The organism is Paenarthrobacter sp. NPDC090520 (assembly GCF_044769205.1).
In the GTDB taxonomy this organism is placed as follows: Bacteria; Actinomycetota; Actinomycetes; order Actinomycetales; family Micrococcaceae; genus Arthrobacter.
Genome location: NZ_JBIVXM010000003.1, coordinates 101,437 through 113,948, shown reverse-complemented (window position 1 = coordinate 113,948; position 12,512 = coordinate 101,437). Strand labels below are relative to the sequence as shown.

The 12,512-nt window shown below is 65.2% G+C and carries 11 protein-coding genes; 6 read left to right on the top strand and 5 right to left on the bottom strand.

What is annotated here, in order from left to right; translation table 11 throughout:
• The first annotated feature begins 13 nt into the window (after positions 1-13).
• The 5 genes from ACIQTZ_RS05255 (at position 14) to ACIQTZ_RS05235 (ending at position 4,217) form a co-directional block, all read left to right on the top strand.
• Positions 14-646, top strand: coding sequence for a methyltransferase (locus ACIQTZ_RS05255; RefSeq protein WP_402978218.1), 633 nt, complete (start codon positions 14-16; stop codon positions 644-646).
• 117 nt (positions 647-763) lie between these two features.
• On the top strand, positions 764-1,555 hold the full coding sequence (locus tag ACIQTZ_RS05250; RefSeq protein WP_402978215.1) for a DUF1932 domain-containing protein: 792 nt from the start codon (positions 764-766) through the stop codon (positions 1,553-1,555).
• A 79-nt stretch (positions 1,556-1,634) separates the two neighbouring features.
• Positions 1,635-2,972 (top strand): TRAP transporter large permease subunit, encoded by a 1,338-nt coding sequence (locus ACIQTZ_RS05245; RefSeq protein WP_402978212.1) that lies wholly within the window; start codon positions 1,635-1,637, stop codon positions 2,970-2,972.
• 10 nt (positions 2,973-2,982) lie between these two features.
• Positions 2,983-3,237 carry a hypothetical protein gene (locus ACIQTZ_RS05240; RefSeq protein ID WP_402951650.1) on the top strand — a complete coding sequence of 85 codons (255 nt, stop codon included), beginning with the start codon at positions 2,983-2,985 and terminating at the stop codon, positions 3,235-3,237.
• A complete protein-coding gene (locus ACIQTZ_RS05235; protein ID WP_402978209.1) occupies positions 3,234-4,217 on the top strand; it encodes a cyclase family protein in 984 nt (327 codons plus the stop codon). Before ACIQTZ_RS05240 ends, ACIQTZ_RS05235 begins: the two co-directional genes overlap by 4 nt.
• 3 nt (positions 4,218-4,220) lie before the next feature.
• Here the strand turns inward: ACIQTZ_RS05235 and ACIQTZ_RS05230 are convergent, their stop codons facing one another.
• Both ACIQTZ_RS05230 and ACIQTZ_RS05225 read right to left on the bottom strand, forming a co-directional pair.
• Complete coding sequence (locus ACIQTZ_RS05230; RefSeq protein ID WP_400337334.1) at positions 4,221-4,730, bottom strand: MarR family winged helix-turn-helix transcriptional regulator; 510 nt, start codon at positions 4,728-4,730, stop codon at positions 4,221-4,223.
• A gap of 24 nt (positions 4,731-4,754) precedes the next feature.
• Positions 4,755-6,473: an AMP-binding protein gene (locus tag ACIQTZ_RS05225; RefSeq protein WP_402978206.1), complete on the bottom strand. Its 1,719-nt coding sequence runs from the start codon at positions 6,471-6,473 to the stop codon at positions 4,755-4,757.
• Between the two features lie 142 nt (positions 6,474-6,615).
• Here ACIQTZ_RS05225 and ACIQTZ_RS05220 point away from each other — a divergent pair, with 142 nt between their 5' ends.
• Complete coding sequence (locus tag ACIQTZ_RS05220; protein WP_402978203.1) at positions 6,616-7,830, top strand: acyl-CoA dehydrogenase family protein; 1,215 nt, start codon at positions 6,616-6,618, stop codon at positions 7,828-7,830.
• A gap of 161 nt (positions 7,831-7,991) precedes the next feature.
• On the opposite strand, the gene ACIQTZ_RS05215 is transcribed toward ACIQTZ_RS05220, so the two are convergent.
• The 3 genes from ACIQTZ_RS05215 to ACIQTZ_RS05205 all read right to left on the bottom strand — a co-directional run bounded on the left by ACIQTZ_RS05215 (position 7,992) and on the right by ACIQTZ_RS05205 (position 12,484).
• A complete protein-coding gene (locus tag ACIQTZ_RS05215; protein ID WP_402978200.1) occupies positions 7,992-9,908 on the bottom strand; it encodes an HNH endonuclease signature motif containing protein in 1,917 nt (638 codons plus the stop codon).
• A gap of 159 nt (positions 9,909-10,067) precedes the next feature.
• A complete protein-coding gene (locus ACIQTZ_RS05210; protein ID WP_402978197.1) occupies positions 10,068-11,417 on the bottom strand; it encodes a DUF1524 domain-containing protein in 1,350 nt (449 codons plus the stop codon).
• A gap of 140 nt (positions 11,418-11,557) precedes the next feature.
• Positions 11,558-12,484: a methyltransferase family protein gene (locus tag ACIQTZ_RS05205; RefSeq protein ID WP_402978194.1), complete on the bottom strand. Its 927-nt coding sequence runs from the start codon at positions 12,482-12,484 to the stop codon at positions 11,558-11,560.
• Positions 12,485-12,512 lie beyond the last annotated feature (28 nt).

Below are 12,512 nucleotides of genomic sequence, written 5' to 3'. Positions count from 1 at the left end.
AAGAAGAGACACCATGACATCTCCCGTCCTCGACCACATCGACGCCGACTTCCCCCGTCCCGACCGGGCAGTGCTGGATCGCCTGGCGAAGTTGCCTGCCGCCAACATCGGCGACGCGATGGACCGGCTTGGCGTGGCCGACTCGGCCATCCAGGCCATCTGGTCCGGCGCCCGCCTGGCCGGGCCGGCGTTCACTGTCTGGACCCGTCCGGGTGACAACCAGGGCATCCACCAGGCCCTTCAGGTGGCCAGGCCCGGGGACGTGATTGTGGTAGCCGGTGGCGCCGACGAATCGCGGGCTTTGCTGGGCGAACTGATTGGCGAAAAGGCCATCAACCTCGGCATCGCAGGCTTCGCCCTGGACGGGGCCGCCCGGGACGCGGAGGCCCTCGCCGAGATCGGAATGCCCGTCTTCGCACGCGCCATCACCCCCGCCGGACCGTATAAGAACGGTCCGTCCAGGTTGGGTGGCCCAGTAGCTTTCGGCGGCGTGCCCGTGATGCCCGGCGACATCATCATCGGCGACCCGGACGGCGTGGTGGTCATCCCGCGCGAGCAGGCTGCCGCCGTCGCCGACGCCGCCGAGGCGGTCTTCGCCGACGAAACCAGCCGGCGGGCAGCGATCATCGCCGACCGCCGAAAGTAAAACCAAAAAAGCAACTGCAACACGCCTGGACCTGCCGGAGCCAAGCAGCGGACCTCCGTTCCCGGTCCGGCAGGTCAGCACCGGCGTGCCCACTGAACCCCACAGAAAGACAAGATCATGACAGTTTGCACGGTCATCGGCCTCGGAGAAGCCGGAGCCACCTACGCCGCAGCGCTCGTTGCTGCCGGTCACCACGTCAAGGGGTTCGACCCCGTGGCACCGTCCACGCCGGCCGGGGTTGTCCGTGCTTCCACCGCAGCTGAAGCCTGCGACGGGGCGGACATCGTCCTGGTCCTGACAGGGGCGGCCGCTGCCCCCTTCGTCGCCGAAGAGTGCCTTCCCGTCCTTGCCGAGGGCAGTTGCTACGCAGACTTCACCTCTTCCGCTCCACAGGTGATGCAGGAACTCGGACGCATTCCGTCCGGGGCGCTTTTCGCGGACGTCGCCATCCTCGGCCCGGTGCCGACACAGGGTGCCCGGACACCCCTGATGGTCAGCGGTCCCGGTTCCGCGGCGGTTGCCGCGCTGCTCGCTCCCCTGGGTGCCGACGTCGAAATTGCCGACGGCGAACCGGGCGCTGCCATGGCGCACAAGCTCTTGCGGAGCGTCCTGATGAAAGGTTTGGCGTCGGTGGTTGTCGAGGCGGTCACGGCCGGGCGGGCAGCCGGGCTGGAGGAGTGGATCCGCGGCCAGATCGCCCGCCAGTTGGCCGGCGACGGACAGGCAGTGATCGACCGCTTCCTGGTGGGCACAGCCAAGCACGCGCAGCGCCGCTCGAAGGAAATGCAGGACACCGCGGGCTACCTCGCGGACGACCTGAAAGTGCCGGCAGAAATGACGACGGCGGCTGCCGCGGCCCTGGTGCGGATGGCTGCCGAACCAGCCCAGCCTGCGGCAGCCTTGCGCTAAGCGGCACAGCGGGAAGAATCGGGACAAGAGCAACAATGAAGTACGCAGCAGCTACGCCAACCCCGTCAGGAGCAACGCCATGATCGGCATCTGGGCCCTCGGAGCCTATCTTGCCGTGATCCTGCTTTGGACCACCCTGTTGAAGCGCAGTGTCGGGGAAGCGATGATCATCGGCTTCCTGGCCGTCCTCCCGTTCACCGGAGCCGCCGCAGCCCAGGTGGGTTGGGCGTCGCTGTACTCCGCAGTGACGGACGAGATCGTGTACGCCACCATGGCGTTCGTTTTCATGGGGTATCTCCTGGACAAGACGGGTGTGCTGGACAAACTGATCGACCTCTTGAACTCGATGATCGGCGGCGTGAAGGGTGGCCCGGCCTGGGTTTCCACCGTGGCATCCGCGGGCCTGGGAGGCGTGGTCCACAACCAGGCAGCCATCGCCGCGACCGTGGGTTCGGTGACCATCCCGTGGATGGAGAAATCCAAGCTGGACAAACCGGCCGCTGCCACGCTGGTGGCGGGAAACGCGGGCATGGGCATCACGTTCCCGTTCAGCGCCTCCATGTTCGTGCTCGTGGGATCTGCCACCGTCGGTCCGCTGCTGAACGTCAACGACCTCGTGCTGCCCTTGCTGGTGGGTGGCCTGTGGTGCTTCCTGCACCGGCTGGTGGTGACCTGGCTGTTGGTCCGCAGAAGCGGCATGACGCCCTTGGATCCAGCCCATCGTCTGGCCGTCAGGACGGCGTTTGGCCAAGGCTGGGCGACGCTGCTCCTCTTCGTGGTGGTGGCTGTTCCGCTGATTCTCACCTCGGGAGCCATCGCTTCGGCCCTGTCCGACTGGACCGGCGGGGACGTCGCCAAGTCCTTGAGCGTCATTGTGTGGATCCCCGTGGTCCTCATCATCACGGGCGCACTGCTGGGGTGGAAACTGCTGCCCCGGAACGGCAGGGCCTGGTGGGACCTGCTGCAGTCATCGGCTCCGCGCTTCGGGGTGGTGGGAATCACCGTGGTGTTTGCCTTCGCCGGGGCCAATGCGCTCGCCGCCACCGGGTTGCCGAAGCAGATGACCGCACTGCTGGGCCAGATGAACCTGCCGCTGTGGCTGCTCGCGATCCTGATCGGGCTGATCGTGATCGCCGTAGCCGCGCCGCTGTCCGCCACCGCCACCATGGCCGCCGTCGGAACCGTGGGCGTAGCCACCCTGGTGGCAGCCGGAGTTCCGGCGACCACCGCAGCCGTCGCCGTGCTGGTGTTTTCCTCCTGCGAGGCCGCGGTCCCGCCAGGCGGTGCCCCGCTGTACGTGGCGTGCGGGATCGCCGACGTCAACCCGATCAAGACCTTCTCCAGGCTCCTCACGCACTATGCCCTGCCACTGCTGGGCATTGGTGTGCTGATCATCCTGGGCATCCTCCCCATCTAAGGAACACCCCATGCAACAGATACGACGAGCCATCCAGGTAGTCTTCGTGATCACCCTCGCTTTGCTCCTGGCCGGGGGAGTGGTGTTCGTGGTGGGACAGGCCGCGGGATTGGCGGCCGGGCAGGGCGTTTGGCTGACGTTCCTCAACGAGTTCTTCAAGCCGGGGATGTGCGTCGCGGCCTCTGTGTGTGCCATGGCCGGGTTTCTGCTGAGCTACAAAAGCCGGCAGGGAGCGGAAACGAAACAGGAGGCAGGCACGCGATGAAGGAATCACCAGCCGACTATCCGAGCTACGCCCAGATGCTGCGGCGCGAAGGGCGGCTCGCCGGGACATCATGGGAGCTCTTCCCCGAGAAGGACCGCGGGACGCCGTCCTTCATTACCCCTGAAGCGGTCCTTGCGGCGAAGGAATGCATCCGAACCGGAACGGTTTTTGGCCTGGACTACGCAGCCGACGATTTCGACCCCGGGATGTCGCTCAAACGAGGTGCACCCCGGCATATCATCTATTCAGCCCACCCGGCACACCGCGACGACTACCTGGACGGTTACTACCTCCAAGGGTCCACGCAGATCGACGGGCTCCGCCACCGGCGGGCGGACGATGTGGGGTTCTACAACGGCACGCCGGACCATCTGGTGTGCGAAGGCACCCCGGAGCTCGGCATCCAGGAATGGGCGGAGCAACCTATCGTCGGGCGGGCTGTACTGGTTGACCTCGAAGGATGCCGTGCGGCGCAGGGATCCCCGATCGATCATCCGGCCGGCGAACCACTGGGACTGGGGCTGATCCAGGCCGCCATCGAAGCCCAGTCCCTTGAGATCCGGTCGGGAGACATCCTGCTGCTGCACACCGGCTGGTGCGAGTGGTTCCTCGGGCTTCCGTTGGAGGAGAAGCGTGAGGTCCGTTCCAGCCGCAAAGCAACCGGAGTGGAACAGTCCGGGGAATTCGTGGCCTGGGCTTGGGACAACCGGCTCGCGCTGCTGGCGGCCGACAACTTTGCTTTCGAATGCCTCCCGGCTGTTCCGGACAGCCCGTTCCTGGAGTCGGCTCCCAACGACAACGGGATGATGCACCAGCAACTCCTCGCCAAACTGGGCATGCCGCTCGGTGAACTGTGGCGGCTGGGTCCGCTGGCCAGGCACATGCGGACAACCGGTGCCTGGGAGGCGTTCGTCAGCGTCAAACCACTCAACATCGTGGGCGGAACCGGGTCGCCCGCCAACGCGACGGCGCTGACCTGAGTACTAATCGTCGGTGAAATCCCCGGCATCCCTGCGGAAGGTGCCCAGGACACGGATGAGGTGGTCGACGTCGTCGTCCTCGAAGCCCGACTTGCCGAAAACCTCGGCGTTGAGCGCCGCCGTCGCTTTTTTCGCGAGGGCGCGGCCCTCGGCGGTGAGCTCGATCAGCGTGGTCCTGCCGTCCGTGGGGTGCGGCGAACGGGCCACCAAGGCGGCCCGTTCCAAACGGTCGACGGCGTTGGTCACCGAGGTGGGATGCACCTGCAGGAGGGCGCTGGCTTTGTTCATGGGCAGCGCACCGCTGCGGGCGAAGCTGAGCAGGGCGAGGAGTTCGTAGCGCGCGAAGGTCAGGCCGAAGGGTTTGAGGACCGTTTCGATGCGGGCCAACAGGATCTGCTGCGTGCGCATGATCGCGGTGATGGCAGCCATGGGCGCGGCGACATCGCCCCAACCATGCCGTTCCCAGTTCCGTTGGGCGTCGGCAATGGGGTCTCGGGGGAGCGGGTTGCCCATGGGCCTCCTTGGTGGTGTGGGGGACTAGTCTTTCAGATTCGGGAACTCTTCTTCCGTGTATTCCACGCCCAACCCGGCGGGCAGCGGGCCGTCTCCATGCCGTTTGATCTCCGTGCCGCGCAGCTCAACCCGGCGGATCTTGCCGGAGATCGTCTTGGGCAGTTCGCCGAATTCGAGCCTGCGTATCCTCTTGAACGGGGCCAGGTGCTCCCGGGCGTAACGGAGGATGTCCTCTGCGACGGCGGGTCCGGGTTCGTAGCCGGCAGCGAGCACCACGAACGCTTTGGGCACCGAGAGCTTCAGCGCGTCGGGCGAAGGTACGACGGCGGCCTCCGCCACTGCGGGGTGTTCGATCAGGACGCTTTCGAGTTCGAAAGGCGACAAACGGTAGTCCGATGACTTGAAGACATCGTCGTCCCGGCCGACGTAGGTGATCACGCCATCAGCGTCCCGGCTGGCCATGTCTCCGGTGTGGTAGTAGCCGTCACGGAAGGCTTCCGCCGTTTTCGCCTCGTCGCCGAAGTAGCTTTTCATGAGTCCCACGGGCCGCGGGTCCAAGCGCAAGCAGAGCTCGCCGTCGTCGGCTTCTTCACCGGTGAGCGGGTCCACCAGGACGACGTCGTACCCGGGCAGCGGCCTTCCCATGGAGCCGATCTTCACCGGCTGTGCAGGAGTGTTGGCGATCTGGACGGTGGTCTCGGTCTGGCCGAAGCCATCCCGGATGGTCACGCCCCAGGCTTCCTCCACCTGGCCGATCACCTCCGCGTTGAGGGGTTCGCCTGCGGAAACAACCTTGTGGGGCGGGTTCTTCAGTTGGGTGAGGTCCGCCTGGATGAGCATGCGCCACACCGTGGGCGGGGCGCAGAAACTCGTGACACCCTCGCGGTCCATCTGTTCCATGAGGGCTGTGGCACTGAAGCGATCGTAGTTGTAGATGAAAACGGAGGCTTCGGCGATCCACGGGGTGAAGACGTTGGACCAGGCGTGCTTGGCCCAGCCGGGAGATGCAACGTTGAGGTGGATGTCGCCGGGTTCCACGCCGATCCAGTACATGGTGGACAAGTGACCCACGGGGTACGAGGTGTGGGTGTGCTCCACCAACTTGGCCCGCGACGTGGTGCCCGAGGTGAAGTACAGCAGCAGCGTCTCGTCCGCATGTGTGGGGGCGTCGGGAGTGAAGTCCGTGCCGGCGTCGTGGGAGTCTTCGTACTGTTTCGCGTCAGCGACGGTGCGTTCCCGGCCCACCTCTATGAGCGTGTAGTTTCCTGTGACCTCGGCGAACTTGCCGATGTTTCCGCTGCCGACAGCAACCCATGACGCCCCGCCGCGCTCCACCCGGTCCTGCAGGTCGCGGGCGCCCATGAGCGTGGTGGTGGGGATCAGGACGATGCCGAGCTTGATGCCCGCCAGCATCAGCTCCCAGAGTTCCACCTGGTTGCCAAGCATGACGATCATGTGCTCGCCGCGTTTGACTCCTTGTCCTCGCAGCCAGCTGGCAACTTGGGAAGACCTCTCCGACAACTCCTTGAACGTGCGCCGGGTGGAACTGCCGTCCTGCTCGACGATCACGAGTGCTGCTTGGTTTTGCCGCTCCGGGGTAGCGGCGATCTGGTCAAACCAATCCAAGGCGAAGTTGAAATGTTCGAAGCGGGGCCAATGGAACTCGCTGTGTGCCTGACCGTAATTCTCGCGAAGCCCAAGCAGGCGGTCGCGGGCCGCACGGAAGTCGTCGGTGACTGTCATAGTCCGCCTTTCGCTGGGGCATCGACGCCGGACCTGGCGTTTGTGGGCCGCTGAGCCGGCCTAGTGATCCACATCACCTTGCAATATACTAGGACATCCAAGGGTTTGGAAGAGCCTGCGCGGGACATGACGAAGGGGTCACATGCTCGACGAAAAAGCCGGCACGGCCACAAGCGGTGCGGCCAAGGAAAATGTCCTCCCTCCTTATCCGGAGGCGGACCTGATGTACGTGGTGGACCTGCTCCCCGACGGGGAACGCGCCCGCTACGCCGAGGTGCGCGAGTTCCTTCAGGGACAGGTGCGGGCCGCCAGCATCGACTACTGGAACCGGGAAGAGTTCCCCTTTGGCCTGCTGGCCGACATGGCCAAATTTGGGCTCGGGAGGCTGCAAACGGATGGCTCATCGAAGCTCTTCAAAGGGCTCATGTACGCCGAGATCGCCAGGGCCGACGTTTCGCTCTCCGCGTTGGTGGGGATCCACAACGAGCTCATCGTCGGAATGATCCACGAGTTGGGGTCCCCCGAGCAGAAACAGCGGTGGTTGCCGGGGCTCGAATCCTTCACGCAACTGGGCGCCTTCGCACTCACGGAACCTGACCACGGCTCGGACATCGCCGGAGGACTCTCGACGACGGCGCGGCGCGACGGCGGCGAATGGGTCATCAGCGGTGCCAAGCGCTGGATCGGCGCCGGTACCATCGCGGACTTCGCCCTGGTGTGGGCCCGCGATGAAGCCGACGGGCACGTCAAGGGGTTCATCGTGGAAACGGACCGGACCGGTTACTCGGCAACAAAGATCACGCACAAGATCGGCCTGCGCATCATGCAGAACGCGGACATCGTCCTGGACGAGGTCCGGGTGCCCTTGGACAATCTCCTTCCTGGAGCTACCGAGTTTTCCCGCGCCAACGATTTGCTGCGCGACTCCCGGGCGTGGGTCGGATGGCAGGCCGCGGGGATCCAGCTCGCGGCCTTCGATGTGGCCCGAAGCTACGCGTTGAGCCGGTTCCAATTCGGCCGGGAGTTGGCACGCTTCCAGCTTGTCCAGCAACAGCTCGCGGACATCCTGGGCAATGCCCACGCTTCGTTGTCCCTGATGGTGGAACTCGCCCGGATCCAGCAAGCGGGAAAGCTGGAGATGGTCCAGGCTGCCATGGCCAAGGCCACCACCACCCGTTTGGCCAGAGCCTCCGTGGCGATGGGGCGCTCGCTGCTGGGCGGCAATGGGATCACCACGGATTACGAGATGGGGAAACTCTTCGGAGACGCCGAGATCCTCTACACCTACGAAGGCAGCTACGAGATCAACTCGATGATCGTGGCCCGGGCTGTGACGGGCAAGTCGGCGTTCGTCTGAGGGGCACATGCCCTGCTCCTGTCCTTGATACCTTTGCGCGCTCTTGGTCCTGATGCCTCGGCGTGCGGCCGTCCGTGCTCTGGGTCCGTTCGCCGCGCTGGATGTGCCTGCGGCCGTAGTTGTACATCCGTAGTACTGGGCGAATCCACGCGCGCCGCAGCCTATCTCCGTAGCGGGGTGTGGTGGTGGTTTCGTCGTGGTGTTTGGGTGGGGTCGATGTGTGGTGGTGGGGTGAACCAGGGGATGCCGTTGTTGGTGGTGATTTTCCATTGTTCTTTGTGGATGAGGTGGTGGTGGTGACTGCAGAGCAGGACTCCGTTGTCGACGCTGGTGGGTCCGCCGTGTGACCAGTAGGTGATGTGGTGGGCTTCGCACCAGGGTGCGGGCATGGTGCAGTCGGGGAAGGCGCAGCCTTGGTCGCGGGCGTTGAGGGCTTTGCGGATTTCGGGTGGGAAGATCCGGGTGGTGCGGCCGATGTCCAGGATTTGTCCGTCGCTGCCGAGCAGGACGGGGAGGATGTCGGCGTCGCAGGCGATTTTGCGGAGGGTGCTGGGGTGGATCGGGCCGGCGAAGGTGGCTGATGCGCTGCTGAGTGCCCTGCCGGTGGTGCCGGTGGTGGTGCCTGGCCTGGTGACGGTGTTGCTGGTGGTGTCGGGCGCGGTGTGGTTGCTGGGTGCGCTTACCGGGCCGGTGCTGGTGTTGTCGGGTTCGTTGTTGGTGGGTTTGGTTTGGAGTTGGGGGAGGAGTTCGTGGGCGTTGATGTAGGCGGTGAGTTGGGGTTTGAGGCCGCCGTTGGCTGGGAGGCGGCCTGTTTTCAGGGCCAGTGCGCAGCCGCCGACGAGGCCGTCGAGGAGTTTCTGGGCTCGCGAGCGGCGGTCCAGTTCCAGGACCTGCCCGCCCTGCCCGCCCTGTCCGGGTTGTCCGGCCTGTCCGGGTTGTCCGGCGTGGTGGGTGGTGTGGGTGGTTGCGGGTGTTGTGGTGGTGGTTTCTTGGGGTGGGGCTGGGGTTGCTTGGGTGCTGTGATCCGTGGTGGTGGTGGTGGGGGTGAGGCGGGGGTTGGTGGCGGTGTTCATGAGGGTGGTGAGGGTTTCGTATTGTTCGGTGGTGGCGAAGATTTCGATGTGGTGGAGTCCGCGTCGGGGTTTGCGGATGAAGGCGCCTTGGAGGGTTCGGAGTTCTTCTTCGCTGGGTTCGGGGCCGTCTTGGTCGATCCGGTTGATCCAGCGGCGGGCGGTTTTGCTGACGAAGTCGGGGTCGGTTTCGATTCCGGTGCGGGTCAGGGCGTGTTCCATGGCGGTCAGGGTCTCGGGGTGGGCGATGAGTGCTGCCTGGTCCAGGGCGCCGGTGATGATGGTCGCGGTGCGGGAGGGGATGAGTGCCGTGGCCAGGGCTTGTGCCAGTTCGGTGTGTCGGGGTGGGAGGGGTTCGCCGGTGAGGGTGGTGGTGGGCAGGAGGGCAGCGGCTTGGGACAGGCGGCGTCGGGCTTCGCGGATCTCGATCCGCAACCTTGCGCGAAGGAACTCCGCGGCGTTGCGGTACCCGTCATCAAGAACAGAACCCTGGGCCGCGCTCCCGGCGGCCGGACGGCCGGGATCGGTGGGTGCGTCGTTCTCGGTCCATCCGGTCCGCCAGCCGGGGCTGCCGTCGGTGGACGCGGATGCGGGGCGGGCGTGTTTGGCTTCTTCGCGGGTTCGTTCCACGGCCTGGGCGGCGACGATTTGCAGGTACTCGAGGGTGCGGGCGAGGTCCTCGACGCGGCCGGCGAAATCCGCCGCTTCGCCGACATCGAACATCCGCGCTGCCGGCAGGGCCGTATCCCGCAGGGTCTCAAGGGCCGCAGCCCCATCATCCAAAGCATCACTCAAAGTGTCATCCAGGGCACCACCCACGGCCTCCTGGACAGGCTCAGGGCAGGCCCGTGCGGAGGGTGCCGGTATCCCCGGCCGATGCTGCTCCGGGTTACCCGGAATCTTTTCCGTCACACCCTTGGCATCAAGCAGCAGCCCGGCGACATCCGAGACGGCACCGGAACCCGGCTCCGCCACCTCTACCGCCTCAAACCCACCACCGATTCCCATAAACCAACCCTGACACCACCCCCACACCCACAGAACAACCCACAACGCCTATGTGGAAAACCAAGGTGGAAACCTTTCCAACAGACAGGTGTCCAACGAAAATGATGCCTCCGCTGGACCCAGCGGAGGCATCATCTGGTCTTACTCAGCTACAAAGCCCTACTCACACGCGACGCCGTCCTTGTCCCTGTCGAGTGCCGCGCGGTATCCAGGCTGTCCGGCGTAGAGCGGAGCGGCCCCAGCCGCCTTCGCGGCCGCGCAGTTGGCGTAGTAGGCAGGAGCAGGAGCAGGAGCAGGAGCAGGAGCGGGAGCAGGAGCTGGAGCCGGGGCCGGAACGACAGCCGGCGCGGCTGGTGCCGGGGCTGGAGCCGCCGGCGCAGGGGCTGCGGGTGCGGGCTCAGCTACCGTCGCGGGAACAGTTGCCGGAGTCGGCGTGGGCGCAGGTGCTGGGGCCTTTTCGTTGGTTGGCGCAGCCTGGTTCGGGCAATCCGCAAGGATCCGGGCCATGGCATCGTGCTCGGCCTGCGTTACCCAGAGGCTGTAGGTGGCCTTGACGGAGATCTGCCGCGCAACGTATTCACAGCGGAACGACGTGCTCGGCGGCAGCCAGGTGGCGGCGTCGCCGTCGCTCTTCTGTTGGTTGGTGGGACCATCGGTGGCCTGCAGGTTAAGGGGGTCGTTCGCCAGCGCGGTACGTTGTTCCAAGCTCAACTGCTGTGCGCCCTTCTGCCAGGCATCGCTGAGTGCTACCACATGGTCGATTTGCACGGCGGTGCTGGTGGTTGCACCACGAAGGAAGGCGATGGACTTGGCGGTGTAAGGGTCCGCGAGCATCCCACTCTGGATTTTGCAGGGGACGCTGTTGGTGTATGCCACTTGGGTGAGGTCGCGCTTGAGGATGTCATTGCGGGTATCGCATCCGTTGCGGTCAACGTCAGCCCATGCCTGGCCAAACTGTTCGCGTTCATATCCCGTCTTCGGGGCACGGCCCTTGACGGCAAGGGTTGCCAGGACGTCGAGGGCTTTGGAAGCGTAGGCCGGCTGGGCGTGCGGAGCTTTGTAAGTGGCGCTGGCAGCGAGTTCAGTCGTGGTCTCGGGGTCCATCGGTGCGACGGAATCAGACTCCGAGGGCGTTGGAGACGGAGTAGCGCTGGCGGAGGTGCTGGATTCCACCAACTTCTGGGCTTCGGCAGCAGCCGGTGATGCCTCAAGGTTCTCCTTGGGCTTGGCCGGGCTCAGGGCGGCCCCCACGACGAACAAGACCAATGCGCCGGTCAGCACGATTGCCCCGGAACGACGACCACCGGGCACCAGCGCCCACGAGCGTCGTCCGGTAGCGGCGACGTAGATACCGGTCACCAGGGCAAAGAGCCCCAACATGATGAGAACCCCACCGATGCCCGAGGCAACAGCGCCGATCACCAGCAAAAGTAAAGCAAGGATGCCCACGCAAATGGTGGAGGTGGGCAGCCGGAAAGAACCCGTATCGGGCGGAGTGTGATTAGACAAAAAATCCCCATTTCGAACATCGGACCGTGAGTCAACGGCCGATAGAAGAGCGCCTGTGGCTGGACGCCCTCGGGGATTCTAGTATCGAAATTACAAGATTGTGATTCGCCGCGGATTGTTACAAGAAACTGCAGGGGAGGTCAGGAGCGCGCGGGCAGCCTCGGAATCCAGCACTGGACGTTGGCCCGGTAACTACGGAAGTCTTCCCCGAACCGTCCCTCCAGATCGGCCTCCTCGAGTGGTCGGACAGCATAGTTCCACACCAGGGATCCCGCGGCCGCGTAAGTTACTACCATCCACGAGCCCAGCATCAGGCCGACGGCCACTCCCTGCCCGATCCCCGCTACGGCCATGGGGTTTCGCACCCATCGATACGGTCCGGCAATCACCAAGCGGTTGGGCATCGCCGAGGGCAGCGGAGTCCCGCGCCCCAGCGTCGACATCGTGATGGCAGAGGACACGCCGAGCGCACTCCCTAAAAGGAATACCGACGCCCCCACGGCCCCTACCCCTGCTGGAGGCACGGCAGCAACTCCCCACCGCTGTTCCAGAAAAGCCAGAATCCAGGGGATCAAGCCAAGGAACAACCCCCAAAAGAACAGCAGTTGCAGCATGGTCCTGGCCAAATGGGGCACCGCGGTGCCACTCTCGCGGCCGGCCCGGAAAGCAAACGGCCCTTTGAGGATCCACTCTGTGGGAACCCGCCCGAACATCATGAGGCACGCGGCCGCCAGCGACCCCGCGCTGGCGGCGCCCATGACCAGGACGCCCCACCCCGCCTGCGTCGTGATGGTCGCGTACAGTCCAAGTACGACGGCGACAGTTACGGTCCAGCTGGATGTCACCTTCGCGGCGGTCCTGCTTCCCAGCGCTGCCGCGGCGGAAGCGATGACGAACAGCGGCACGTCGAAGATGGCGACGAGTACCGGATCCAGCCCTCCCAGGGTGGTATCCCGAACCCAAGCGGACCCGAGGACCAAGATCCACCACGCCAAACCGGCCACGGATTGAAACGCGAAATAGCATCGGCCCCAGGAAGCGGGGGACGCAGGGACCGTGGTCGGCATGCAAGTGATGCTACTGCAGTGTCCGGGT